General features: G+C 40.2%; 29 protein-coding genes and 1 CRISPR repeat array. Of the genes, 13 read left to right on the top strand and 16 right to left on the bottom strand.

What is annotated here, in order from left to right:
- Window positions 1-136: 136 nt before the first annotated feature.
- The 11 genes from AC5JL8_RS32730 to AC5JL8_RS32680 all read right to left on the bottom strand — a co-directional run bounded on the left by AC5JL8_RS32730 (window position 137) and on the right by AC5JL8_RS32680 (window position 5,700).
- Window positions 137-841: an alpha-ketoglutarate-dependent dioxygenase AlkB family protein gene (locus AC5JL8_RS32730; RefSeq protein WP_495883856.1), complete on the bottom strand. Its 705-nt coding sequence runs from the start codon at window positions 839-841 to the stop codon at window positions 137-139.
- Window positions 842-871: 30 nt separating this feature from the next.
- Window positions 872-1,768, bottom strand: coding sequence for a hypothetical protein (locus AC5JL8_RS32725; RefSeq protein WP_495883855.1), 897 nt, complete (start codon window positions 1,766-1,768; stop codon window positions 872-874).
- Between the two features lie 44 nt (window positions 1,769-1,812).
- A complete protein-coding gene (locus AC5JL8_RS32720; protein ID WP_495883854.1) occupies window positions 1,813-1,986 on the bottom strand; it encodes a DUF1392 family protein in 174 nt (57 codons plus the stop codon).
- Entirely contained in the window at window positions 1,937-2,296 is a 360-nt protein-coding gene (locus AC5JL8_RS32715) for a DUF1392 family protein (protein WP_495883853.1), read from the bottom strand. Before AC5JL8_RS32715 ends, AC5JL8_RS32720 begins: the two co-directional genes overlap by 50 nt.
- Window positions 2,296-2,550 carry a MerR family transcriptional regulator gene (locus AC5JL8_RS32710; protein WP_495883852.1) on the bottom strand — a complete coding sequence of 85 codons (255 nt, stop codon included), beginning with the start codon at window positions 2,548-2,550 and terminating at the stop codon, window positions 2,296-2,298. The genes AC5JL8_RS32715 and AC5JL8_RS32710 overlap by 1 nt, the downstream gene beginning before the upstream one ends.
- A 48-nt stretch (window positions 2,551-2,598) precedes the next feature.
- Window positions 2,599-2,802, bottom strand: coding sequence for a hypothetical protein (locus AC5JL8_RS32705; protein ID WP_495883851.1), 204 nt, complete (start codon window positions 2,800-2,802; stop codon window positions 2,599-2,601).
- 124 nt (window positions 2,803-2,926) lie between these two features.
- Complete coding sequence (locus AC5JL8_RS32700) at window positions 2,927-3,730, bottom strand: hypothetical protein (protein ID WP_495883850.1); 804 nt, start codon at window positions 3,728-3,730, stop codon at window positions 2,927-2,929.
- 120 nt (window positions 3,731-3,850) lie between these two features.
- Entirely contained in the window at window positions 3,851-4,048 is a 198-nt protein-coding gene (locus AC5JL8_RS32695; protein WP_495883849.1) for a hypothetical protein, read from the bottom strand.
- Between the two features lie 141 nt (window positions 4,049-4,189).
- Window positions 4,190-4,390 carry a hypothetical protein gene (locus AC5JL8_RS32690; RefSeq protein ID WP_495883848.1) on the bottom strand — a complete coding sequence of 67 codons (201 nt, stop codon included), beginning with the start codon at window positions 4,388-4,390 and terminating at the stop codon, window positions 4,190-4,192.
- The gene (locus AC5JL8_RS32685; RefSeq protein ID WP_495883847.1) at window positions 4,383-4,829 is read right to left on the bottom strand and encodes a hypothetical protein; all 447 of its coding nucleotides are present in this window, start codon (window positions 4,827-4,829) and stop codon (window positions 4,383-4,385) included. Before AC5JL8_RS32685 ends, AC5JL8_RS32690 begins: the two co-directional genes overlap by 8 nt.
- Before the next feature lie 7 nt (window positions 4,830-4,836).
- Window positions 4,837-5,700 (bottom strand): hypothetical protein, encoded by an 864-nt coding sequence (locus AC5JL8_RS32680; RefSeq protein WP_495883846.1) that lies wholly within the window; start codon window positions 5,698-5,700, stop codon window positions 4,837-4,839.
- Window positions 5,701-5,862: 162 nt separating this feature from the next.
- Between AC5JL8_RS32680 and AC5JL8_RS32675 the strand changes: the two genes are divergently transcribed.
- Window positions 5,863-6,075 carry a helix-turn-helix domain-containing protein gene (locus AC5JL8_RS32675; RefSeq protein WP_495883845.1) on the top strand — a complete coding sequence of 71 codons (213 nt, stop codon included), beginning with the start codon at window positions 5,863-5,865 and terminating at the stop codon, window positions 6,073-6,075.
- A gap of 207 nt (window positions 6,076-6,282) precedes the next feature.
- Entirely contained in the window at window positions 6,283-7,197 is a 915-nt protein-coding gene (locus AC5JL8_RS32670; RefSeq protein ID WP_495883844.1) for a hypothetical protein, read from the top strand.
- A gap of 267 nt (window positions 7,198-7,464) precedes the next feature.
- Window positions 7,465-8,682: direct repeats of the CRISPR family, unit length 37 nt; unit sequence GTTTCCAAACTCAATTACCCCGCAAGGGGACTGAAAC.
- Between the two features lie 86 nt (window positions 8,683-8,768).
- On the opposite strand, the gene AC5JL8_RS32665 is transcribed toward AC5JL8_RS32670, so the two are convergent.
- Both AC5JL8_RS32665 and AC5JL8_RS32660 read right to left on the bottom strand, forming a co-directional pair.
- Window positions 8,769-9,341, bottom strand: coding sequence for an HD domain-containing protein (locus AC5JL8_RS32665; RefSeq protein WP_495883843.1), 573 nt, complete (start codon window positions 9,339-9,341; stop codon window positions 8,769-8,771).
- 8 nt (window positions 9,342-9,349) lie between these two features.
- A complete protein-coding gene (locus AC5JL8_RS32660) occupies window positions 9,350-10,777 on the bottom strand; it encodes a TIGR03985 family CRISPR-associated protein (protein ID WP_495883857.1) in 1,428 nt (475 codons plus the stop codon).
- 105 nt (window positions 10,778-10,882) lie between these two features.
- Between AC5JL8_RS32660 and AC5JL8_RS32655 the strand changes: the two genes are divergently transcribed.
- Genes AC5JL8_RS32655 through csx2 form a run of 9 tightly spaced genes read left to right on the top strand, consistent with a single transcriptional unit; the run spans window position 10,883 to window position 20,280 of the window.
- Complete coding sequence (locus tag AC5JL8_RS32655) at window positions 10,883-11,188, top strand: CRISPR-associated protein Csx3 (protein ID WP_495883842.1); 306 nt, start codon at window positions 10,883-10,885, stop codon at window positions 11,186-11,188.
- Between the two features lie 46 nt (window positions 11,189-11,234).
- Complete coding sequence (locus tag AC5JL8_RS32650) at window positions 11,235-12,158, top strand: CRISPR-associated protein Csx3 (RefSeq protein ID WP_495883841.1); 924 nt, start codon at window positions 11,235-11,237, stop codon at window positions 12,156-12,158.
- Between the two features lie 30 nt (window positions 12,159-12,188).
- Window positions 12,189-14,459: a type III-A CRISPR-associated protein Cas10/Csm1 gene (cas10, locus tag AC5JL8_RS32645; RefSeq protein ID WP_495883840.1), complete on the top strand. Its 2,271-nt coding sequence runs from the start codon at window positions 12,189-12,191 to the stop codon at window positions 14,457-14,459.
- 5 nt (window positions 14,460-14,464) lie between these two features.
- Complete coding sequence (csm2, locus tag AC5JL8_RS32640) at window positions 14,465-14,941, top strand: type III-A CRISPR-associated protein Csm2 (RefSeq protein ID WP_495883839.1); 477 nt, start codon at window positions 14,465-14,467, stop codon at window positions 14,939-14,941.
- On the top strand, window positions 14,938-15,903 hold the full coding sequence (csm3, locus tag AC5JL8_RS32635; protein ID WP_495883838.1) for a type III-A CRISPR-associated RAMP protein Csm3: 966 nt from the start codon (window positions 14,938-14,940) through the stop codon (window positions 15,901-15,903). Before csm2 ends, csm3 begins: the two co-directional genes overlap by 4 nt.
- Before the next feature lie 3 nt (window positions 15,904-15,906).
- Window positions 15,907-16,995 carry a type III-A CRISPR-associated RAMP protein Csm4 gene (csm4, locus tag AC5JL8_RS32630; protein ID WP_495883837.1) on the top strand — a complete coding sequence of 363 codons (1,089 nt, stop codon included), beginning with the start codon at window positions 15,907-15,909 and terminating at the stop codon, window positions 16,993-16,995.
- Between the two features lie 2 nt (window positions 16,996-16,997).
- Window positions 16,998-18,293: a type III-A CRISPR-associated RAMP protein Csm5 gene (gene csm5 / locus AC5JL8_RS32625; RefSeq protein WP_495883836.1), complete on the top strand. Its 1,296-nt coding sequence runs from the start codon at window positions 16,998-17,000 to the stop codon at window positions 18,291-18,293.
- A gap of 2 nt (window positions 18,294-18,295) precedes the next feature.
- On the top strand, window positions 18,296-19,072 hold the full coding sequence (gene cas6, locus AC5JL8_RS32620; protein WP_495883835.1) for a CRISPR system precrRNA processing endoribonuclease RAMP protein Cas6: 777 nt from the start codon (window positions 18,296-18,298) through the stop codon (window positions 19,070-19,072).
- Window positions 19,069-20,280: a TIGR02221 family CRISPR-associated protein gene (gene csx2, locus AC5JL8_RS32615; protein WP_495883834.1), complete on the top strand. Its 1,212-nt coding sequence runs from the start codon at window positions 19,069-19,071 to the stop codon at window positions 20,278-20,280. Before cas6 ends, csx2 begins: the two co-directional genes overlap by 4 nt.
- 101 nt (window positions 20,281-20,381) lie before the next feature.
- Here the strand turns inward: csx2 and AC5JL8_RS32610 are convergent, their stop codons facing one another.
- The 3 genes from AC5JL8_RS32610 to AC5JL8_RS32600 all read right to left on the bottom strand — a co-directional run bounded on the left by AC5JL8_RS32610 (window position 20,382) and on the right by AC5JL8_RS32600 (window position 21,197).
- Window positions 20,382-20,624: a hypothetical protein gene (locus tag AC5JL8_RS32610; RefSeq protein WP_495883833.1), complete on the bottom strand. Its 243-nt coding sequence runs from the start codon at window positions 20,622-20,624 to the stop codon at window positions 20,382-20,384.
- A 136-nt stretch (window positions 20,625-20,760) separates the two neighbouring features.
- Window positions 20,761-21,063, bottom strand: a complete 303-nt coding sequence (locus AC5JL8_RS32605) for a hypothetical protein (protein ID WP_495883832.1) — start codon at window positions 21,061-21,063, stop codon at window positions 20,761-20,763.
- A 5-nt stretch (window positions 21,064-21,068) separates the two neighbouring features.
- Window positions 21,069-21,197, bottom strand: a complete 129-nt coding sequence (locus tag AC5JL8_RS32600; protein WP_495883831.1) for a hypothetical protein — start codon at window positions 21,195-21,197, stop codon at window positions 21,069-21,071.
- 113 nt (window positions 21,198-21,310) lie between these two features.
- On the opposite strand from AC5JL8_RS32600, the gene AC5JL8_RS32595 reads away from it, so the two are divergent.
- Window positions 21,311-21,919 (top strand): DEAD/DEAH box helicase, encoded by a 609-nt coding sequence (locus tag AC5JL8_RS32595; protein ID WP_495883830.1) that lies wholly within the window; start codon window positions 21,311-21,313, stop codon window positions 21,917-21,919.
- Between the two features lie 2 nt (window positions 21,920-21,921).
- Entirely contained in the window at window positions 21,922-23,565 is a 1,644-nt protein-coding gene (gene cas3 / locus AC5JL8_RS32590; RefSeq protein ID WP_495883829.1) for a CRISPR-associated helicase Cas3', read from the top strand.
- The last annotated feature ends 49 nt before the right edge of the window (window positions 23,566-23,614 follow it).

The following is a 23,614-nucleotide window of genomic DNA, read 5'->3' as shown; positions in this document are numbered from 1 at the left end:
CGTGAGACTGGGGTTCGCATCTAATAGACAACTTTTAGTTTCTGCCATGATTTTGACTCCTTTAATTGAATGAAAATGAATTGAATTAACGAAGGGATGCTAGAGGCAAAGATGTAAAGAAAATTCCTTTCCCCCCTTATCTGCTTCCTCCGGTGTGTGGTCGGAAAGTAAGATTAATCCTTGTGCTAACTACTTTGTTAGTCTTCGGTACTTGATGCAGATGCGTAGATTGACAGCCTGGGTGCATTACAAGCAAACTGCCATGCTCCAGCCAGAAGTCCGTAGGTTTTCCAGCGATGGGCTTAATTTGAAACTTTCGTGCTGCACCGAGACTGATGGATGCGATTGCGGGGTTTATTCCCATTGATGATTCGTTGTCCGCGTGCCACCCTATGCTGTCTTGACCACTTCTGTACTGGTTGCCAATGACGATGCGGAAGTTGTAGCCTGTGGCGGCAGTAATTCTATCTCTGAGATCGGCTAATGGTTCTGTCCAGGGCAGAGGCTTGAGAAACACGCTATTGGAGTAGAGGTAATCACATCCCCTATCACCATAGATGCACTCAAGCCGAGGCACAGGAATAATCTTGCCCACCATCCTGATGTGATTCTGTTGCCATTGCAGCTCCTTGCAATGTTGATATAACTCATTGGCCTCTTGGATGGTCAAGAAATCGGGGTAATAGGTAACGGGTAAAACTGGGGCGGGTTCATCAAACAGATTGAGTTGTTGCATATTGGGATTTTGTGAATTTGATATGAAAGGTAATGTTGCATAGAGCTTGAGTAAGAAAGCCAAAAATGATACTATGAATGCAGCACCCATCACTGATACAACCATGCGATCGCATTCTCTCTCTAGCGGTCGCTTTTAATCTTTGACCAGTACCAATGACTTTTTGCTAGTGAAAGCCCCAGCCTGCTTTAGTGCCGCAGTTGGGTTTGGGTGTGCGAAAAACTCCTCAATTGCCTTAGTCAGCCCCGATGCAACAACTGGGTCATGGCAAGCATAGATATAAACTGATTGCTGAGTGCCATTGACTAAACGATTCTCTTGGCGAGATCCCAGATGTGGGTAAAACGTGCGAACCCATGTACCCAAATGACCCCGGTAATGAGAACCACTGAGAGGAACTTTTTTACCAAGCTCACTCTCTGCAAAGTTGACCACGCCCAGCCACTTTTCTTCTGAAAGGGTTAGCAATTTTCTGTTGTGTTCAGCCAAGAGATTTGCGGCGAAGTCTTTAAAATGCTGCTCGATGTATGGGTTGAGTCTGCCCCCTGTGAGGTCAGCTAAAGTTTTCATCGCATCCACCAAAGTTTGCAAACGCTGCTCAACAGGAGGGAGTGCAGGGGCAGGTGGTTGTTCTGGCTGCTCTTGTGGGCTTTTTTCCCAACCTGTGATATCTTGCATCCATGCCCTGACACCAATGGTTTTGAATGCTCGGCAAATTAACTTTGCTTGAGGAGTACAGTAACGCCCGGCTTCGTAAGCGTAGTAGTCGAGGATGATGGCGATCGCTATATCGGGGATACCATGAGTGCGCCAAGAGTTCAGGTTCGCGGCATCAAAACCTTGCCCCATAAGCATTACAGCTAGTTTAGATGGTTCCAGGTTCGCACTTTCTAATGCTTTACCAATAGCTTTGTCACTAACTCCAGCTAATCGTGCAGTAGCTTTCATGCTGGCCTTACCCCGCCCCGAAGCGTCTACTTCAATCTCTTGTTTAATTTGTTCGATGATTTCGGTGATTTCAATTTGTGACATGGTTTTAGTTGTGTGATGGAGTACAAAGATTGTTGTGTTTAGGCTTAGACATTCACCCGCATCAAGTCTTGTTCTCTGACTAATGAAAAGCGATTGGTCATGTTGCTAGCTTTAGGAAAAGCAGGTGATGCCAATTCGACTTTGTAAAACCAAGACATCTCGATTAGCTCAACCCCCAGAATTAACCTTTGGTTTGTGCCGCGATTGGGAAATTGCAACAGTACGCGATTGCGCTCCCGCGCAGTGCCGAAGGCAATCGCCTAAAACAAAAGCTGGTTTTTTCACAGTGGTAGGTTCTATTCGACCAGTGCCAAGAATTTCATGTTTTGTTGCGCGTATAATGTCGTTCTCAACATCGATAACGTAGTCCCAGCGCTGTCGATACCACTGCAATCCACAGCAATAACCAAATCTTCTGTTAGCTTTGAAATAAACTCGCTCCCATAAATTAATCTCAACGGGTGGAATTTCTTGGCCCCAAGGCGGGGATAGAAACCAGCATTTTTCTAACTCGGTGATTGCTTCCATTACGCTTTTCTCCCCAAGAGGTAATTGATGGCTTCGTGATCAAGAGCAGCAATGCGTTTTTTGATTTGTTGTGGTGGATTTTCTAAAAACTGTTTGAGATGCCAGATTCTAATTTCGTAATGCTTGGGATAGCGTTTATTTGCTTTGAGCCAACCCCGATGCACCCACAAACGAATAGTTGATAGATTCAGCGAAAGAATATTAGCGATTTGATGGCAGGTGTAGTTGTCTAAGTCAGTAAATTGTCTGGTCATTTGCAACTCTCCGATATTTGATATAGAGAGAATATTCAGCAGTGAGATTTATTCTGATTGTTGGAGCTTGTGAATAATCCGAGCGCTGATAGATTCAAAGTCAACCTGAAAAATATTCAAATCAGTCAGAATTTCCCCAGAGTTATATCGGTCTGTTATGTACTGCTTGATTGCTGATTCGTTCAGCCCATCAGGAATATTGATATGAGCCTCACTAGTGATTCTTTCAACTACAGTAACGATGACTTTCATGGGATAAACTTATGTAGTGAATTGATGAGAAGAAGCCGAAAAGAAGCTCTTGTGCAGGGTGCAGGGAGCAGGGGGAAAGATTCTCTCCCTTGCTCCCTGCTCCCTGCCCCTTGTCCTCTTTTCTTCAGGCAGCTTCAGATTTTGCCCCTTGTAACTGCTCCATCCATGCGCTGATTGCCGCTAACTCATCAGCACCCTGAGCAACAGCTTCAACAACGTGCTTTTGATATGAAGACTCCGCATGATTAGGATGGTCAGCCTTATCAGCAGCCCAAGCCAAGCACATCGTTTTGACTAGTTCATTGACTTTGCTAATGTGCAATTGACTGGGGCTAGTAGCATCTTGAAATTGCAACCATTCCTTGACTAAATCAAGCGGATAATCAAGCAAAGTGCGTATTTTTCTGACTCGTAAATCTTGCGGAGCTACAGTAGACGGTGGCTGAGTTCGTGCCCCACCTAATAACGTTTGAATGCCGTGAATGATTGCTCCCCAGTCAGCGTTCGGGTTCCATTCTGCCCTGATTCTTACTTTAGTAGCCGCATCATATAACCGACAAAATACTGTATTCTCTTCGCCAGAAGTAACAGCAAGAATCAGGGGTTTAGAGAAGTCTTGTATAAGTGATGCAGACAAAAGAAATGTTTTCGCAAAATTGGTTTCTATGCCAGTTCTGATGATATAAATCTCATCCGCAGCGACAACAATATCTAACTTCATGTTGTCCTTGCCCTTGTATTCTTTCGCTGTCAAACGCAGTTCTGATAAATAACCTGTTAATCCTCGCTGCTGTACAGGGATGGTTTTATCCTGGTCAATGTTGTAGTGATACCACAAAAATGATTCACCGCTGACTTCACCGTTTTTGACGTACAAATAAATGGGTTCTGGAGGATTACAAAGACCTAGTTTCAGTTCAGTATTCATGTTTGTTGACCTCGGCAATATATGAAATGTGTAATAATGAGATATTTCTCTAGCGCTGTTTAACTGTAGAAAGCTAGCGATTACCTGGATATCAGCACTCATTCAGGCAGTCGCTTTTTTCTAAGGAGAACTTTTCAAGCTAACAGAAGGCTTTTGATTAGTTTCTAGCTCGCACTTTAAGTAAGACAGTGCTGTTAGGGCATCGCCAATTGTTAAATCAGGTTGATAATCAAGTGCTTTCAAATCTGGGTGTCTGGCTATCTCTTCAAGGATTAGTTGTGCCGCATCAATTAATATATGCAAATTGGGATGGGACATTTTTAATTGCTCCTTTTTAAAAAATCCAAAAGCTAGAATTCAAGAGTCAGAATAATTAGTAATGAAGGATTTAACTGATGAATCTGCTATGCCAAACTAAGCTTTTATTCTTCGGAATTCTGACTCGTAAATCCTGACTTTTTATTGCATTTCCTCAACGATTTCTAACAGAAAACCGCAGCCAGTGTTTTGCACTTTTACAAGCTTTCTATCGAGCAAATATTGAATGGACACATTAGAAAATTTGATAGTATGCAATGGCGCACAACCCCCACGACAACGGAGGGAGCGCAATAAATTAGCAGCAGTCAATTCGGAAAATTTATTCTGTGGTTTAGCCATTTGTATTCCCTCCTTTGATAACCACTAATTGCTGTTGCAGGGTTTTGATCTGTTGTTGATGGTCTTCAATCTCTGCCTGTATTTGCTGTTGAATCTCTGCAATAGAAAGTGTTTGAATTTGGTCGTCGAAGTAATGCCGGACTTCTTGGGAGTTCTTGTTAGGCATCACAGAGTATCGCCATCCGTGACCGTATTCGTGGGCTAATTGGCTATCAGCGGGGTAGTATTCTAAGCCAACTATCATGCCTTGCTGTGTGCGTTCACCCAACGTAAAGCGAGGATACTCCCAGCCTTTAGGTATCGTGATTGTGGGTTGCATATATTTAATTGGTGATTTGTGAGGATGGGTTAAGGCGATTGACTTTGCCAGTGCTGGAGGCGATCGCTCAACATTGACAAAAGCGATTGGCTTTGCCAGTGCCGAAGGCAATCGCCCCACGTGAGAATTACGCTGCTACTGCTTCTGAATGCGCCTCATAGCCCAAAAGCCGTTGCCAGTCCTGGGGGGTTAACTGTTCAAATGGGCGGTCTAACAATTCTTCGTAAGACACAGCTTTGACTCCAAAGAGTGATTGCACCGCCGACTCCACCGATTCACTGGGTACTCGTCCCTGATTCCCCTGCGTTGCACTTATGACCCACCAATGACCACTAGTGCAGCCCACTTCGCCTAGTTTCTCACCATCACTGGTATAAATCCCATCGTCGAGCAGTTCCAACCCGTAGTTCTCGCACTGGTTGAAAATCTGCACCATGATTTCATTACCAGTGGTGGCTAATTCTTTGTCCTGTACTGGTGCTGTGTATTGCTGATAATCTTGTTCTCCCTTGCTCCCTGCGCCCTGCCCCCCTGCTTCTTCTTGCACTGGTAATGACCCATCTTTGTAGTGTGTGCAGATGTAGCGGTGGCACTGCATTGGGGTAGTAGCACGATGGACTTCCGCACCGTTCACCATCACTACCCAGCGTTGCGTCGCAAAGTCATCGGCATCGTGGGTGATTGCAGCTATGAGTTTGTCCTCGGCGTAGTATTCCTGGTCGTAGAAAGATATTTCGACTATCGTTAGTTTTTCAGGCGCTATGGCTTGGGCTTGGGCTGTGATGTGGCGGTCGAGTTCGGCTTGAGCTATGGCTTGTTCGTCAACTTTCTGAAACTGGGTGAACTGGTGGGAGATGATTGCGCTAATCCAAGCATCCTTGCAGCGTTTGTCAGTCACCTCAACTGTGCAGGCGATTTCGCTATAGATTTGCTTGAGCCGCGCAATGGATTTCAGTTGCAGCTGTTGCTGAGTGTATATGGGCTGAGTCATAATAAATAAGTTCCTAACGGGACGGGAAGCGCTTCAGATTGACGGTCGGTAGCGCTTTCTCTATTGATATAAATATTATGTCTCATTCAATGAGACGTGTCAACAGTTGACACGTCTCTTTAATAAGATTACGCTTAAAGGTAGTCTTGTTAAATGGGACTTATGAATAGGATTCAAGAATTTGGAAAAGAAAAAGGGATTCCAAGTGCCAATAAATTTTGGCAAATCACTGGATTGCCCAGAGCAACTGCTTTTAGGCTCTGGAGAGATAGAGATATTTATCCCGATAGGACAACAGTTGAAGTTATTTGTAAAAAGCTAAACGCTCAACCTGGTGATTTCTTAATTTACATGGAGGACATTGATGAGGCTTAAACGGCTCAGTGTAAAGCCTCATGCTTTGCCATTATTGGCTTAAGTGTAAATTTAGGAAGTTACAGTCTGATGATTTATTCTGCTGCTATCGAGTTTTTTATTCTCCACTGTGTCTTCTTTGTGGAACGATCTCAGCGACCTATTACATTCAAAATCTACCTTGCAATTGACTTTCAGAAAATCTCATTGAATTAGAAAGGTGGAATCATGCCTAAACCACCTTCTAGACGCAAAAAAGCCACCTCTGCCGCATCTACCGATTCAACTTCAGCAGCTAACTCCGCAAATCAGGATATCTCCCTTCAAGAAGATCCAGCTTCAGCAACTATTACGGTAACAGCTGTTGAAGTTCCAGAGTTGACTGAGGCAGAGCAAAGCGATCGCCTGCTTTTAGAACGCAAAGTGGAGAGGGCATTTTTTGAGGCGGGGAAGGCACTCTCTGAATTACGTGATCGCAGGTTATACAGATCAACTCACAAAACCTTTGAGGAATATTGCAAAGATAGATTTGGTTATAATCGTTCTCGTTCTTACCAGTTAATTGATGCAGCTACCGTTGTGGACAACCTGCATAAATGTCCACAAATTGTGGACATTTTACCGACAGCAGAGGGACAAGTTCGACCATTAACAAAACTAGAGCCGCACACACAGCAGGAAGTATGGCAAGCCGCAGTTCAAGTTGCAGGCGGCAAAGTTCCCAATGGTCGCATAGTTAAGGATGTGGTGCAGAGAATCATGGAGCGAACCAAAGCCCCCAATCCTTACCTTATGGGGGAAGTATGCCAAATTCTACCCAAAGATAATCCCGAACTCAGGGGTAAGGGTGGTTGCTGGTGCATCGTTCGCCATGTTGGTGAGTTCAGTTGTACGGTTGAGGCTTGGGACGGCGAGTATACGGTGAGAATCGACCACCTCAAGCCGCTCAATTATTCAGATGCCGAATGCCAGCAGATGCAGCTATTGTGCGATCGCATCAGTAGGCTAAGGGAGGAGGAGAACTTGGAAGAAGCCGCTCGTGCTGTGCTGAAGCACTTGGGAGAACTGAAGCGACCGTATTTTACTATTGTGGAAGCAAAGCTATTAAGTTTGATAGAGAGAGAGTACGGGGCTACGGATTGACCGAACTGGACAAAGCACTCGACAATAGCAAATACTCATCTTATGATTAGGTAATCAACTTGATGATTCATGAGCCGAAGCGGGGTCAAAAACCGTGGGGGGTTCACGAAAATCGCCAGAACCATGACAAGATAATAATTACAGCGTTTCAGTAATTCGGGAAGTTGCGAATAAGTTGCAATAACAGCGGCTGAAATCGACCAATTTTTGAGGTTGACGAAATCGCTTCCCAGGAAGCTTGCTCTGGTTAAGTTTCAGCACCGAGCAGTTTCCAAACTCAATTACCCCGCAAGGGGACTGAAACTTGGCCTTGCTACTAATGCTGGGATAAAAGCTGTTTTGTTTCCAAACTCAATTACCCCGCAAGGGGACTGAAACAAAAAAAACAGGGTTCTGATACCGATCCCCTGAAAGGTTTCCAAACTCAATTACCCCGCAAGGGGACTGAAACCGCCCTTTATTCGGTACCAATTGCGTATAGATGTAGGGGTTTCCAAACTCAATTACCCCGCAAGGGGACTGAAACGGTTAAGCGAGTTTCTAAGATCTTAACCAGTGCCTGGTTTCCAAACTCAATTACCCCGCAAGGGGACTGAAACCATGAATTAGGACACGTATTAGATTTAACTGCTTTAGTTTCCAAACTCAATTACCCCGCAAGGGGACTGAAACGTTAATAATTACTCTACAACTTCTTCAACAGGTGCAGGAAGTTTCCAAACTCAATTACCCCGCAAGGGGACTGAAACATTCTATGATTTGCATAGTTGCTTTCCTCCTACTAATAAGCGTTTCCAAACTCAATTACCCCGCAAGGGGACTGAAACTCCGCACAGGATGCGGCATTGACCGGGAATCCGACCGTTTCCAAACTCAATTACCCCGCAAGGGGACTGAAACACCCCTATTGCCCTATAGCTTCATTTGCTTGTGCGTTTCCAAACTCAATTACCCCGCAAGGGGACTGAAACTGGATAAGGCATAAAAGCTTTGTCATATCGCAAAGGTTTCCAAACTCAATTACCCCGCAAGGGGACTGAAACTCCCATGAGGACTTGAGCATGAACATTTCCTTATGTTTCCAAACTCAATTACCCCGCAAGGGGACTGAAACTTAAAATGTTACTGTCTGACTGACTGACTATATTAATAGTTTCCAAACTCAATTACCCCGCAAGGGGACTGAAACACGAAGATGATTTTTACCATTATCATGATTGCCTGTGTGTTTCCAAACTCAATTACCCCGCAAGGGGACTGAAACAATGCAATCGTTCCCCAGCATATCGGGGCAAAAATAGGTTTCCAAACTCAATTACCCCGCAAGGGGACTGAAACAGAAATCGTTGAATCCTCCAAACTGTTGCATTTCAGGTTTCCAAACTCAATTACCCCGCAAGGGGACTGAAACATGAATAGCTTCTCTCATTACCTGAACCTTAATTGATGTTTCCAAACTCAATTACCCCACATGGGGACTGAAACTCACTATCCCGCATTTCTCAGTGGCTACAACCTGCTGTTTCCACCAAAGATTACCCCATAAGGGGATTAAAACTCAAATCAAATTATTAGCTTTCGTTGCAAAGTTGTTGGATAACTCGTGAAAACTCCTGGGTCATAAAGTCACAACCAGTTGCACTATAGACTTGCTGCAACTGTTGGTAAAACCACAGAGTTCCCTCCTTACCAGTTTTAAACTGTTGCCAGATGTTGGAGCCGTGTTGTCGAAAGTCGGCCAATAATGACCTTGCATTATGCAGCTTATCTGCCAAAGATACCAACCGCACAGAAGGCGAAGCATGACGCAGATTTTCCAAATATCTATTCTTACGCTCTAACCAAGGTGGTTTAGGGTAAGTATCGCATTCGGTACAGCCATCAACTATTGCAACGACTGCCTCACCGAAACGTTGACGTATTTCCTCACGAGTGGATGTTCCACCTTGATCTTCGATCGCATCGTGCAATAGAGCAGCGATCGCTTCCTCTTCAGTTCCGCCAGCTTCCAGTACCAGTGCTGCCACACTCAATAAATGAGCTACATAAGGAACGCCGCTAATTTTGCGTGTTTGGTTAACATGAAGACGAGTTGCGTAGACTAATGCTTCTTCAAATTTTACTGTTAACTGTAATGTATTCATAGGAACAATCAATCTTGATGATAAAGCTGAAATTCTTTGGCTACATCAGCGGCAATACTTTGTCTTAGTTCGTAAGGAAAGAGAACTTCACATTTAGGTCTCCATGCACGCAAACGCATACTGATGTTGTTATCTCCATGACGATAATGAACACGGTAGTACGCATCTTCTGGGGAACGAGTTGCAAGAACTTTCAGCAATGCTTGCTGTTCAGATTGTGATGAATACTGCCAAATTAAACGTTCTGCTTGTTGATAGGCGATTACCTCAAAGGTATCGTGACGAAAGGTATCTCGAATGTAGCGTTCATGATAGTCTCGGTCAAATCGTAGTAGCATCAACCGAGGTTGTAAGTAGAAATCAAAGCCCCAAGCTTTGGACATTTGGGTTTCAATTTCTTCTGGACGAGGTAAATCTGCCTTTTGGTAACGGTGTTGCAGAGCCTGGGGAATGGCAGAGTTTGTCCACTCAATAGGGGTAATATTTTGAATTCTATCTAGACGGAAGTTATACCATTGAGTTTTGCGATCGGGGCTTTCCCCAAATGCACAAAGATAAATTGCACGCTGCACATAATAGATACAAACTGGATAAACTAAACATTTAACAGTGTTTCCTAACCTAGCACTTCTGTAATTTAATATGATGGGAGACACGGGAGTTTTTCCCCAGATTTCCTTTAATTCGTGCTGCAAATCTTCAACAGAGTCTATAGTAGTACGAGGAATTACATAGTCAAGTTTGAAGAAAAAACGTCGTATCCCACAAATTAGTTGAGAATGATTTTGGACGACCGCTGCTAAGTCTTCTTGATTGAGAAAATTTAATTCATCGCTATTGAGTTTGGTAGATGTTGCTTCTAAAGTTGTGGTGATGGGACGAGAGGGGAAGTTGCTAACTCGGTGATATTTTTGCTGTTGATATTCCAGCCATCCCATATCTGTCAGGGTTTCCAAATCTGCTTGTAGGGAACGACGAGTTACCTCAAATAACCTTCGTTGTAGTAGTTTATCTAAATCAGATTCAGATTGGAAAAAACAAGGATTTTTAGCTGACGAACGTTTATGTGATGTCTCCTGTTGATCTGAATTAGAGATATTAAGATGAGCCAAAAGCGATCGCTTCCATTCCGATTCTAATAGTCCAGTTTTGGTATTAAATAACCATGCAGCAGTTGTTTTGGCACAAAGGCAATTAGCATCATGGAGTCCGGGAACTGCTTCTCCTGTAGGGTGCGTTGGGCTAAAAAAGGCATCCCGCCAAGCTGCATAGGTAAAAGAATCAGAAAGCAGCAAGCGGTCTTTATTTTCTCCATACAGTGATTGCAACCACACCCACAAACGAATTGCTCGCAGCAGATTCTGCTTGAGGGAACCGCGTGCTAACCATTGCAATAGTTCTATATGCGGAATATCCTGGAAAACTAGTTCAGACACCAGCCGAATCTCGGTAAACATAACTTTACTTTAAGATACAACATATTGGAATAAGCTTTTTCCAACACCGTGTATGATGTACCCAGCAAATCAAGCTAAAGGTTAATGAATACTTACAAAATCGAAATTAAAGACAATCTATTACGAGTTAATTTTGGCGAACCTGCCCAAAATGACCAGATTGTACGTGATGCCGCAGCTCGGTTAGAGGAAATGGCAGCATCAGGTGAGCTAGCCGGAGGGCCATTACTCAGGATTAACGGGCCTATCTCGATACCTGTAGCATTTGTTTTAGCACACAAGCTGGCTCACATCTACGGGGCAGTTGCTTTTTATGATCCTAAGTTGGGTAAATATGTGATTTCTATCACACACAATCCTAGTTATAAATTAGGAGACTTGATTGATTGATATTTTGATAGGGTGCAAAAGATGAAGAAATCTACCAAGATATTTTATGACAACATATCACATTAGCCTGGAAGACGATGTGTTGAAAGTTAGGTTTGGCAAACCTGCAAATGGTGACCAAATAGTTCAGGATGCGGCGGCTCGTTTAGATCAGATGTTGGCATTAGGTGAACTATCTGGCGGAAAACTTCTAAAGATTGATGGGCCGGCATCGGTTGCCGTTAGCTATCTGATAGCACACAAGATATCTCATCTTTATGGTGCGATCGCTGTCTTCGATCCTAAAATTGGCAAGCCAGGATACAAGGCTTACATTATTGCTGCTACTCACTCTCCAGCCTATAAATTAGGCGAAATTATTGAAACAGATGAACCATACAAGAGTAAGCCGATTATCAAAGTTGTACTTTGCGGCCCTCCACAGTCTGGAAAGTCATGTCTGCGTGAAGGATTAAAGCAAGCTATCACCAATCTTGAAGGCGCACCCTATCCTTATGTAATTACAGCTTGTCCAGATGGCGAAGGCTCTTGGTTTTCGGAAGCTGCAAGACGCGATCCTGATTTAGCAAGAAAGCTGAAGGATGAGTATAAGGCTAAGTTTACCTCAGAGTTTGCACAGAAAGCTGCGGGTTGGGTTCGCAGTGCCAATACACCACTCAATATTATTGATGTAGGCGGTAAAATTACTGAAGAAAATCGCGTGATTATGCGTGAAGCTACTCATTCAGTAATTTTAGCGGGTGGGAAAGGGAAGCAAAAAGTTCCTTTATGGGAAGAGTTTTGTCGAGGTTTGAATATACATATCATTGCTAATCTTGATAGTGATTATCAAGGAACAGAGGACAAAATTTTTACGCAATCGCCTTTGCTAACTGGGAGTGTTCATTACCTTGAACGAGGCGAGGATATTTCCTCTCGCCCAATGGTGCAAGCTTTAGCGCAGATATTGGTGGATTTGTGTAGAGGGTAGCTTTCAATTTAGTGGCGGGAAAAAGTTTTTATGGTGAAGAGTTCTCAAGAGGTTGCATTACAAGTGATTCAACAGGCGATCGCTGCCTTAGCTAAATGGGCTAAATTCGATCATCCTTCTCTAAATGATGAATATCGAGAAGTTAGCAGAGCAAAGAAAATCTTAGGCTGGAATGAAAATACAGCAGTTGGAATATTGCGCTTGCTTTTTGACAAAGTGAACTTATGTAATGAACTAAAGATGGAAATATCGAAGCTAAATTATCATCAACTTAAAGCAATTAATAATGACAATAGTAAATCTCCTGATATTCCTTATCCATTAAACTTAGAATCTATTAAAATACAACAGGACAATTTCAAAGTAGAAATTAATCAAACACTTTCAAATTCTTTAAACGATAACTGGGAAAATTTGCCTTTATTAATGTTGATATTAGACAAATTTGGTTCATGTCTGAGCTTTGGAGAATCTGATGTGGCTTTGGTAGACATGGCAAGAGCTACAGCAGCAGTTGCAGCAGCATTAGTGAATAATTCTGAAGCTGAGAAGATTAGCTTAATTGCTGGGGATTTATCAGGTATTCAAAAATTTATTTATACTATTTCTTCCGATGGCGCGCTTAAATCACTCAGAGCGAGAAGTTTTTATCTGGAGTTAGTGACAGAAGAAATTGTACAGGAGCTTTTAGAAGAGTTAGATTTACCGCGCACTAGCATTATCTATGCTGGTGGAGGTAATTTTTACTTGTTAGTTACTGCCAATAATAAAACAGAAGAGAAAGTTAAACAAATTCAGAAAAGATTTAATGGTTGGCTAATCAATAAATTTCAATGCAAAGTGTTTTTAGCTCTTGACTGTCTAGCTTTTAATACTTATCATGTAGCAACTAAAAAATTTTCATATCATTGGAATCAAGTAATTCAGCAACTTAATAAGCAAAAGCAGTGTAAATTTAATGAACAAATAAATGATTTACTTGAGATCCGTGATAGTTATGGTGATCGCTGTCGGGTTTGTCATAGAGATGATACTACAGACTTAAAGCAGTTAAATACTGAAGAAGATTCTGTACTTGCCTGCCCAACTTGTCGGGAAATGTTCCGGCTAGGCGGTCAGTTATTTAAAACTAAGGCTGTTGTGCGATCGCGTCATCAGAATGTATCAAGTAATGCAGACACAAATTATCTTATAAACAATTCTTACTATTCTCTTTTTGACCAAGTGCCAACACAACAAATTCAGAATAATGAAATATTATTTTTAATTAATAACTGGAAAATTAAAGATTATTTGTCACATAATTCTGTACCTCTTTTATTAGGAAATTATGGTCAAGAAAGTTGTGAAAACCCAGGAAATTTTATCCGCGCTCATGAATTAGCTACAAAAGCAAGAGGAATTCAAAGAGTTGGTTATCTACGAATGGACGTAGATAATCTAGGAAAAATATTTGCTAAGGGATTGGGTGATAATCACACTTTGTCAAGGCTTGCAGGATTATCACGACAGATGAGTTATTTCTTTAAGGTGTATCTCAATAGTTTGGCAAGTAATAGAAAATATACTTTACCTGAAAATCATAAAATCTTAACTCCTGAGACAAATATAGAAAAATTTGTACGACTAAATCTTTTGTTTATTTATGCAGGTGGAGATGATTTATTTGTCAGTGGTGCTTGGGATGAGTTAGTTGAGTTTGCTTTCGATGTCTACCAATCTTTTCGAGCTTACACTGGTCATAATCCATATATTACACTATCAGGCGGTATGAGTATTAATGATATAAAATATCCTCTTTATCAAGCTGCTGCTGATTCAGGTGAATCTGAAAATAAGGCAAAAGCAAATAATAGAGATAGTTTAGGCTTATTTGGACAAGTTTTTAAATGGGATGAATGGCTAGGTGAAATTAAAGTATCAACAGATAATATCAAGGTTATTGCAGAATCTAAATTATATATTAGTAAAAAGGAGCATCTGGGATTGTTCGGGATTTTGCCTTTTGTAGATAACTTGTTAAATCATCCAGATTTAGGATACCCTCAAAGTTTTATTCGTAATCTTTTGGTAACGGCTGAAGCGCAAGAATTAGCATTAAAAGAAGCAAGAGAAGAGGAAAAAGATGGTATTAAATATTTTTTACATTTACCGAAGTTAGCTTATGCTATGTCAAGATTGCCCCAAAAATTACGCAACCATGAAAATTTTGCACCTATTCGGCAGTCTTTGATGAGTCCATATAATGCACCTTATTTTCGGGCGATCGCTACTTGGATTGAATTACTTACTCGTGAATAAAATTTATGAATCGAAAAGACAATAGACAAAATTATTTATCACAGCCTGTTGTAAAAAATGAAAATATTACTACCAGAATGGTCAAAAAAATCGACAAATTTAGTGGTCTACAGGAATACAAAACCCGTGAACTAGTAGAAGATTCTGAGGAACTTGGAAGAGAGCTTGCCAACATTGGGCTAAAAACTACCCAAGTACGCAAGTTTCTAGATGCGGTCAATCAACTAAAAGTTAAGTTAAGAGGTAGTGATATTCTTACAGAAGAAATCAAATCAGAATTGCAGTTACTTAGACCAAAACTTGCTTATGCTGCGGCTAGGCAACAAAAAAAGAATGATCCTGGCCCAGTAGAACCTTTAAGACAAGTTTTAGAAGCAGCAATTAAACAAGTTCGTGATGAATTAGAAGATTTCAAGCGATTAACTCAACTAATTGAATCAATTATTGCCTATCACAAAGCAGCAGGAGGAACAGACCAATGACTGTATTTATAACAGATAAATCACAGAAGCCATTAATTGGCAAACTCTACATTAAAAGTGTGATTTTAGTAGAAACAGGTCTTCACATTGGTGGTGGAACAGAAAACTTGAATATTGGAGGGTTAGATAAACAAGTCATTCGTGACCCAATTACTATGTATCCTTACATACCAGGGTCATCAATTAAGGGAAAACTACGTTCAATTTTAGAACGTGTGTTGCCAAATAAACAAATTAATCGTAGAGGTAGTAGAGATACTTATCGATATGAAAGTGATGATTTAGTATCTGGTATTTCAGAAATAGATAGTAATTTTATTAGATTTGAAGGTGCTAAAACTTGCGAATTATCCCGTGTTTTTGGCTCTACAGGTACGTCCTGTTGGATTGAAACTCAAACAGCTAATAGAGAGGGATTATTGGAAAAAGATAGTCCTAAGCGGTTAATAGAAAATCAAGAATATGCGAAAGTTAAAGGACGTAATTCTCCGGCTCGTATTATTATTCGTGATTCTCATTTAGATGATCAATCAGTAAAGAGCTTAAAAAAAGTAGATACTGGCTTATATATGACAGAGTGGAAATTTGAGAACGGCTTGGACAGACTAACTGCTGCGGCAAATCCAAGACAGATAGAAAGAGTTCCAAAAGGAGCAAAGTTTAACTTTGAAATGATTTATTCTGTTGAAAATATAGAGCAAGCACCAAAAGATGTAGAAAATTTGCTCAAAGCTATTTGGATTTTAGAAGATGATGCTTTAGGTGGCCACGGTTCGCGTGGCTACGGAAAAATCAAGTTTAAAAACTTGGAATTTTGCTATCAAGATTATCAAAGTTTTGACGTTAATAATGAAAGCTTTTTAAGCTTACCAATTCCTAAGAAGCTAGATAGCCCTGTTGATGACACTTCCAAATTAACAGAAAGATTTAGCGAAATTCAAGGTCTACTACCAGGAAGTTAAAAAGTGAGCATTTGGAAATTAGTCAAGCTGAATTTTGGTCGAAATATCGCCCACTTTGGTGAACTGGGTATTGGTATGGAAGAAACCAGCGAACGAGTACTATCGGATACGCTATTTTCTGCCTGGGTAAGTAGCTATGCAAAATTGTTGGGTAAAGATGCTGCTACAAACTTTCTAAAAAAATTCAACTCTCAGCCAGAACCACCATTCCGTCTGAGTTCGACATTTATTTATCAGGGAACAGGAGAGAATACAATATATTACTTACCGCGTCCTTTAAAATTCCCTCCTAACTATCCAATTGAAAATGATTTAGACTTTACCAAAGCTTACAAACCTTTGAAGTATCTACCTCTAGATGTTTGGCAAACTTGGTATCAAGGAAGTGGATTTTCAGATAGTGAAGAACTGAAAGCAAAAGCAAAAAACAAAGGTGAAACTAACGGAGTATTAAATACAAAAGGTACTTTTAAGTATAGTGAAGCCTATAAAATCAACAAAGTTCCTAAAATTGCTGTTGATAGAGTTACTAGAGCAACAAATATTCATCATACAGGATTTGTACAGTATCAATGGAAAGCCAATCAGAAAGAGTCTGACGGAGTTGAAAGTTTGTCCGGTTTATATTGTCTTGTTCGTTTATCTGAACCAGATATAGAAAATACATTCTTTGCTGTTTTAGATTTTCTGGGAGTTGAAGGTATTGGTGGCGAACGGTCTAGCGGTGCTGGACAATTCAAAGTAGAGCAAACAGAACTAACTAAGGCTTGGAGACAAATAGTTGATTTTAAGGATACAAATCACCATTGTTTAATTAGCTTATTTTGGCAGTATCCTTTTCCTAAAGAATTTTTAGATAATGCAAGTTATGAACTGCAACAAAGAGGTGGTTGGCTTGGTTCTCCCGTCTCTGATGGGCGACAGTTGCGACGTAAATCAGTGCAAATGTTTACAGAAGGTTCTGTCTTTTCGATTGTTCCTCAAGGACAGCTCGCAGATGTAACTCCTGATAAACCTGAAAAATTTTTAGACCATCAAGTTTACCGCAGTGGTATTAGTTTGAGTTTACCCATTAAAGTGCAAGAGGAATAATCATGGTTGCTTCTAATCTTATTCTCTCCAAACCAGAAGTATATGAAACTAAGCAAATTCAACTAACTAGCCCGATATTACATATTGGTAGTGCTATATCTAAATTGAGTCCATTTGAGTATGTGGCTACTAACAAGCGAGTGTATCTTCCTAATCCAGAAGTACTGGCAAGAGCTTTTCAACAACGAGGTCGTTTAAATGAATATATCCGCCGCATTGAAAGTCAAGAAGACCAAGATCTCACCAGCCTCTTAGAAACAACCTTTGGAGATAACTGGCACAATAAAAAAGACTCTAACGAAGAAGCTCTTTTTCCAAAACATACAAGTAGCTTGAGATGGACGCAGCAAAAAATTACTGACCTTCGCCCGATGATTCGTAATGGTTTTGGGCAATTGTATATTCCTGGTTCATCTATTAAGGGAGCAATTAGAACTGCTATTGCTTACCACTTACTCAAACACGCAGATAAATATGAGTTATCAAGAACACAACAACTGAGTGAGATTGAAAAGAAACTGCATGAAACTATAGGGCAAATTAGACAACGCCCTAAGTTTGCAGATGACAAACTTTTTATGGATGCCCTCTTTTCTGAATTTAATCTCATTTATCAAGGTAAGAATGCACTTGGTAAAACTAGTTTACAAAATCTAGACTTTATGAGGGTTATTCAAGTCACAGATTCTGAGCCTCTTATAGAAATAAGAGTGACTCATAAAAAGGGAAAACCACATTTTTATAATCTTCCTGTTACAGCAGAAGTAATAATTATCAGCCATTGGGAAGGGGGCAAAGCAAAATATAAGGCTCCCATTTACACCGAGATGGTGCGAAGTGTGAAAACTAAATTCACAATTAGCCTGAATAAAACTATGCTGTCTTGCTTTACTCCAAAAAACAAAATTCCTTTTGAAACAATTGATGATATTCTGACAATTTGTCAGGAATTTGCTCAAGACCAGTGGGATGAAGAACATTTTTATTGGAAAGGCATTAAAAATACTCTAAATGCTAAAGATACTAATCAGCAACCAATAAGTTTAAATTTTGATAATATTCGAGACTTTTATCAACCTGAAGTCTGTTCTTATAACCTAAGAATAGGTTGGGCAAGTGGTATGAATGGCACAACAGTTAATTTATTATTTGATCCGGAATTGAGAAAAGAAATTCGTGATAATTGCAGTCCTAGAAAAGCTCCTGATTTTGAAGCTCCAAAGTCTCGGCGAGTTGTAGCTTTATCAAGTCGAGAAATTAAGTTTGTACCAGGATGGGTAAAATTTCAGGAAGTGTAGCTATGCTAATTCGCTCTAGTTGGACTTTAAATGTATGTGAACCTACTGTATTACCGCGTGCATACAGTTTGGAATTAGTCAAATACTTGCACCAGTGTATGGGTTTAGAAGTAGGAAATGAGACAATTCCATCTGTCACTTATTCAGGAATTTTAGGATTTTATTCAATATTAGGTAATTTTATAACTTTTCGCCCTAATGAATTTTATCAATTATCACTTTGTGGTTTACAAGAAAAATCAGCAAAAGCAATATCTACTCTTGAATTATCTCCCTCTCTAGAATTTCTCGGTGCTAAGTTTAATATTATTAACCGTGAAGAAGAAATAACCAGCTATGAAGAAATATACACAACTTTGGTGGCAAATGAGCCAGAACCATTAAGAAGATATGACTTGCAATTTATTACTCCTACTGCTTTTACTCAGAGTGGAACAAACTTACCTTTACCAGTACCAACCTTAATGTTCCGTAGTTGGTTAGAACGTTGGAATCATTTTGCACCTGTTTACTTAGGCAGTGATGAATTAATCGCTTACCTTAGCAATGCAGTCATGGTTAAAAATCATAAAATTCAAACACGAACTTGGCAATTACAGCGAGGTTTTGTGAATGGCTTTGTTGGTGATGTAACTTTACAAGTTTTCAACCGTGCTGATCCCTTACTTGCTAATGTGGCTCATTTATTAGTTCAATATGCACGATTTGCTGGTACTGGCATAAAAACTCGGTTGGGAATGGGACAGATATTAATTAGAAAATCAAAGAATGAACAATGAGAAAAATTATTACATTTTTAGGAATACAAGCAAAAAAAACTACATATAGTTTTGAAGGAGTAAATTATAATGGAGAAGTTTTTGCAGAAGCTCTACATCAATTTTGTACATATGACTCCATGTTAGTCTGTGTTACAAGTGAAGCTAAAAAAAAGACTTTTTCTATTCTAGAAAAATTAGAGGATGAACGCATAGAAGCTATTGATATACCCAATGGTGAAACCACAGAAGAAATGTGGGAAACATTTAAAGCCATTACTGACAGAGTAAATGAAAATGATAATGTAATATTTGATATTACTCATGGCTTACGTTCTTTACCATTTTTAGTATTTTTATTTGCAGCATATCTTAAAGCAGCTAAAGACGTAACAATTGAAGCTATTTACTATGGAGCTTGGGAATTAGGATTTTCCAATAATGGAATAGCTCCTGTCATTAACTTATCAGAATTTGTAAGTATGCTTGATTGGATTACAGCAACCGATCAATTTACTCAAACTGGTGATGCACAGCGACTTGCTAAATTACTTAATCCAGATGGTAAAGCTAGTAATATAACTAAAAAAGCTGCAACAACACTTTCTGAGGTTTCTCTCGCTACACTTCTTTGTCAACCATTACAGTTAGCCACCAAAGCTCAAAGTCTTGAATCTGACTTGTTAAAAGCACAAGAACAACTACAGTTGACAGCACCACCATTTGAAATGCTTAGGCAACGTATTACTGATACCTTTGGTAATTTTATAAGCGATTTCCAAAAAGACGCTAAAAAAGCATTAGAATCTCAGTTTCGTCTAATTATTTGGTATCAAAATAATAATCGTCTAATTGAGGCAATGACTTTAGCTCGTGAGTGGCTAATTAACGCCGTTACTTACCGTCTGGGTCTGCCATTTACTCTAAAAATTAGCACTCGCGAAAAGTTGATTGCTAGAGCTATTTCTGGTTTAGAAATGGTCAGCCGTGATGACCTTACAGTTGAAGAACTAAATGAATATGGAAGAATAATTTATGATACCTGGACTGAAAAAGATAATTTAATTCAGTTATGGAATGTTCTTCAACCGGTGCGGAATGGTTTGGATCATGCTGGCCATCAAGATGGAGCTATGTCTATTAGTAAAATTGTCAAGACAGCTAACGAGAAAGTTAAACCACTTCTTATTAATCTTGCAATAACTTGGGAACTTGAAAACTGTTATTAGTTTAAACATAACTTAGTGCTACTTTCAAGATGCTACGTTTGAACTATTTAGAGTTTTAAAGATTAAATAGCAATCGTACCTCCTTCTACCCCCTCCAAACATTACTCTTCCTTCTCCATCTGTCCCCTGACCCATTCCCTAATTGCTTGTCGGAAAACCCGTCTTCCAACCATGCGGTATCTTTCAATTAGTGATGGAATTTCTTGAATATTCAAATTAGGAAATACTAAACTTGTTTCTGTTTGAATATATTTTTCACCTTGTAATTGGTAAATTTTGATGGCTCCAGAGTCGTAAGACCAAATTTCAGGTACATCTAACCGTGCATATCCCTCTTCTGTCACCCTCGGAAAACAATAATCGAAGCCAAATTCTGAAACTCTGATTTAATCCAGATTTGAGGCTTTATTTCCTAATAGAAACTAAAATTTCTAGACAAAAGGTGAAAACCAAAGCCCCGTAAACGTTTGAGAGATTGGATTATCCCAAAGTGACAGAAGAGGGATAGATGGGAAATCTATCTAATGATTTACTGGTAACATCAATTCCTAAAGCTAAATCAGGAGGTGGGTCTTGATTCAAATCAAACTTGAGCTTGCCTCGAATTAAAGCTTCATTTTGAAAATAAAAATAATTGTCAGATCCTATCCCAGCCTTTTTAAGTTCCCGCTTCCAGGTGGTTGAACCGTAACACTCATAATCTATCTCTAAAACCTCAGCCGTATCTTTGATGATGTCACCAATTATTTCTTTGTAATATTCGTGTTCTGGTAATGAGGTCATGATTTCTAACTGCCATCATCATAAGCTACCCTAGCTGCTCGGTTTTCACCTAAATCTACTAATAAATTCTCAAATTGTTGCCAACTGATATTATGGAGAACTACCCGGTCAGCGCGACGATCAGTGAACAGCATAATTCCTCGCAGTATCAGTGAACTATAGTCACTAGTCAGTAATTATTGAGAAATCAAATAGACTTTCAAAACCTGACTATTATCACAATTTATCCTAATTTATTCTATCAATCATGATTGATGAATACTTTCAAACCCTAACAACTTTCCCCCCACGCAACTTTCAACGAGAAGCAATTGCTAAACTCCTCAACCGTAAAGACATCCTGCTACGCGCACCCACAGGTTCAGGAAAAACAGAAACAGCGATCGCACCTTTTGTTTTCGCCAAACACCTCAACCTCGACTTTCCCAACAAACTTATCTATGTCGTCCCTCTGCGAACCCTGGCCAACAGCCTGCGCCAACGTGCTGAAACTTTAGTTGCAAACTGGGAAAAAGCTTATCCATCATCCCGTTCCCCTGTAATAACTCTGCAAACAGGAGAAAACCCAGAAGACCCGCGTTTTGAAGGTGATATCGTCTTTTGCACGATTGACCAGATGTTAAGTAGCTTCCTCAATATTCCCTACTCAGTCGGTCGCGGTTCTGCCAATGTGAACTCAGGAGCAATTTTTGCTTCATACTTAGTATTTGACGAATTACACCTGCTTGACCCAGATCGTTCTTTTGCTACTGTTTTGAAAGTTTTGCAACAGGTTAAAGGTATCGCACCATTTTTATTGATGACTGCTACTCTCACAAATGAACTTGCAACTCAAATCAAAGACTTGATTGATTAGTCATGGAAATTATTCAAATCGAAGACGCAGATTTACAGGCGATAGAAGGAGATCGCTGCCGTACCTTCCAAGCTGTATCTCATCCACTTAACGCTTCAGTAATCCTAGACGATATTCGAGCTTATGGGCGTAAACGAGTAATTGTCATCTGTAACACAGTTTCTCAAGCTCAGGGATTATTCAGGGATTTAGAAGAACTAAACCACAGCGAGAGATTACAAGTTACACTGCTGCATTCTAGATTTTTACCAGAACACCGCGCCCAGAAAGAAACCGACCTCAAAACTATATTTACTCAAGACTGGCAAGATGATGGTAATTGCTACGTTTTGATTTCTACCCAAGTAATTGAAGCGGGAATCAACATTACTTGCCAAGTCATGCACACTCAACTTTGCCCAATGAACTCGCTTCTACAACGGGCAGGACGTTGCGCTCGGTTTCAGGGTGAGCAAGGAGAAGTTTTTGTTTACCCTACAATCGAAGTTAATCCAGCTTCTACTGTAATAGCGATCGCAGACTTAGAAGAAGATGAATCTGATCCCAAAAAGCAAAGTTTTTTACCTTATCCTAAAGAAACTTGTGAACTGACATGGCAAGTATTAGAAGCACATACCCAATCTGCACACGTCAAAGAAAATGTCGGATTCCGTACTGAGGAAGAGTGGATTAATCAGGTTCACACCGCAGAAGACTTATTGCAACAACAGCGCAGACAAAACAACCAAATGCAGTTTGAGCAGCATTTTGAAACTGCATATTTTCGAGGGGATCAGTCTGCTGCTAGTGAGTTAATTCGTTCAGTAGATAACCGCAGTTTATTTGTCTGGGAACAGACACCAGTGATTGACTTTGAAGAAGAAACTATTGATCCCCGAAAGCTACTTGCTTTTTCAGTTCCTGTCTCTACTCTGTGCAAAGCTTGGAGAGAATTCCAAAGTGCAGGTTTTGGAGGAGACTGGATTTTTAAGCGAATTGAAGTACCAAAACAAAAAGCCCAAACTTACAGTCAACCTGTTTGTACCCCCATTACCTCACGTCAAGTACTAACTGGCAGTATCCAGATTTTGGTCAATCCCCGCTATCTCTACTATGACGAACACATTGGTTTACTCATTGGCATCAATGAGTTTGGTAATGATTTCGCATCACCACCAAAATCACAACGCTTCATCAAAAATGAGTACCGCTACCACATGGATACATATATTGGGCACTTGGGCTGTATGTGGACTTGTTGGCGTAGCTCCTTTGAAACAACAGGGCTAAAAAATGGTGAACCTGTAGATACGGCTTATACCAGTGTCCGAGATGAACTTTTAAAAGCAGGTGGACAATTAATCAAAAGCAAAATCTTTCCCCATGTACAGCAGCAACAAGCAGAAGCATTATTTGAGTTGCTGGTGTTATTAGCTATTTTTACCCATGACTTAGGCAAACTCCAAATCAAATGGCAAGAAGTAATGCGGGGATGGCAGGCTCTTGCTCACACATCATTCCAAGCCAAAAACCCCAAAGCACATTTACTGGCACACACTGACTACAATCCCGAATCCCAAGAGGAAAAAGCTGCTCTCAAAGCCTACGAGAAAAAACATCAACGTCCCAACCATGCCGTCGAAAGTGCATACTTGGCTCAAGTGTGACTTGAAGAAGATTTTGGACAGGTTGTCCAACTTTACCTTCCAAAACTAG

It is taken from the genome of Mojavia sp. (assembly GCF_059505145.1).
The sequence above is the reverse complement of the archived record's forward strand: the minus strand, read 5'-3'. Positions and strand labels throughout refer to the sequence as shown.

Excerpts from the sequence above, each read along its gene's own strand:
- AC5JL8_RS32730 (WP_495883856.1), bottom strand. The coding sequence starts at position 841 with ATGGTTGTATCAGTGATGGGTGCTGCATTCATAGTATCATTTTTGGCT.
- csx2 (WP_495883834.1), top strand. The coding sequence starts at position 19,069 with ATGAGAAAAATTATTACATTTTTAGGAATACAAGCAAAAAAAACTACA.
- AC5JL8_RS32690 (WP_495883848.1), bottom strand. The coding sequence starts at position 4,390 with ATGGCTAAACCACAGAATAAATTTTCCGAATTGACTGCTGCTAATTTA.
- AC5JL8_RS32670 (WP_495883844.1), top strand. The coding sequence starts at position 6,283 with ATGCCTAAACCACCTTCTAGACGCAAAAAAGCCACCTCTGCCGCATCT.
- AC5JL8_RS32695 (WP_495883849.1), bottom strand. The coding sequence starts at position 4,048 with ATGTCCCATCCCAATTTGCATATATTAATTGATGCGGCACAACTAATC.
- AC5JL8_RS32650 (WP_495883841.1), top strand. The coding sequence starts at position 11,235 with ATGACAACATATCACATTAGCCTGGAAGACGATGTGTTGAAAGTTAGG.
- AC5JL8_RS32680 (WP_495883846.1), bottom strand. The coding sequence starts at position 5,700 with ATGACTCAGCCCATATACACTCAGCAACAGCTGCAACTGAAATCCATT.
- csm3 (WP_495883838.1), top strand. The coding sequence starts at position 14,938 with ATGACTGTATTTATAACAGATAAATCACAGAAGCCATTAATTGGCAAA.
- AC5JL8_RS32605 (WP_495883832.1), bottom strand. The coding sequence starts at position 21,063 with ATGACCTCATTACCAGAACACGAATATTACAAAGAAATAATTGGTGAC.
- AC5JL8_RS32700 (WP_495883850.1), bottom strand. The coding sequence starts at position 3,730 with ATGAATACTGAACTGAAACTAGGTCTTTGTAATCCTCCAGAACCCATT.
- csm5 (WP_495883836.1), top strand. The coding sequence starts at position 16,998 with ATGGTTGCTTCTAATCTTATTCTCTCCAAACCAGAAGTATATGAAACT.
- AC5JL8_RS32600 (WP_495883831.1), bottom strand. The coding sequence starts at position 21,197 with ATGCTGTTCACTGATCGTCGCGCTGACCGGGTAGTTCTCCATAATATC.
- AC5JL8_RS32655 (WP_495883842.1), top strand. The coding sequence starts at position 10,883 with ATGAATACTTACAAAATCGAAATTAAAGACAATCTATTACGAGTTAAT.
- cas3 (WP_495883829.1), top strand. The coding sequence starts at position 21,922 with ATGGAAATTATTCAAATCGAAGACGCAGATTTACAGGCGATAGAAGGA.
- AC5JL8_RS32665 (WP_495883843.1), bottom strand. The coding sequence starts at position 9,341 with ATGAATACATTACAGTTAACAGTAAAATTTGAAGAAGCATTAGTCTAC.
- AC5JL8_RS32725 (WP_495883855.1), bottom strand. The coding sequence starts at position 1,768 with ATGTCACAAATTGAAATCACCGAAATCATCGAACAAATTAAACAAGAG.
- AC5JL8_RS32715 (WP_495883853.1), bottom strand. The coding sequence starts at position 2,296 with ATGGAAGCAATCACCGAGTTAGAAAAATGCTGGTTTCTATCCCCGCCT.
- cas6 (WP_495883835.1), top strand. The coding sequence starts at position 18,296 with ATGCTAATTCGCTCTAGTTGGACTTTAAATGTATGTGAACCTACTGTA.
- AC5JL8_RS32705 (WP_495883851.1), bottom strand. The coding sequence starts at position 2,802 with ATGAAAGTCATCGTTACTGTAGTTGAAAGAATCACTAGTGAGGCTCAT.
- cas10 (WP_495883840.1), top strand. The coding sequence starts at position 12,189 with ATGGTGAAGAGTTCTCAAGAGGTTGCATTACAAGTGATTCAACAGGCG.
- AC5JL8_RS32675 (WP_495883845.1), top strand. The coding sequence starts at position 5,863 with ATGAATAGGATTCAAGAATTTGGAAAAGAAAAAGGGATTCCAAGTGCC.
- AC5JL8_RS32710 (WP_495883852.1), bottom strand. The coding sequence starts at position 2,550 with ATGACCAGACAATTTACTGACTTAGACAACTACACCTGCCATCAAATC.
- csm2 (WP_495883839.1), top strand. The coding sequence starts at position 14,465 with ATGAATCGAAAAGACAATAGACAAAATTATTTATCACAGCCTGTTGTA.
- AC5JL8_RS32595 (WP_495883830.1), top strand. The coding sequence starts at position 21,311 with ATGATTGATGAATACTTTCAAACCCTAACAACTTTCCCCCCACGCAAC.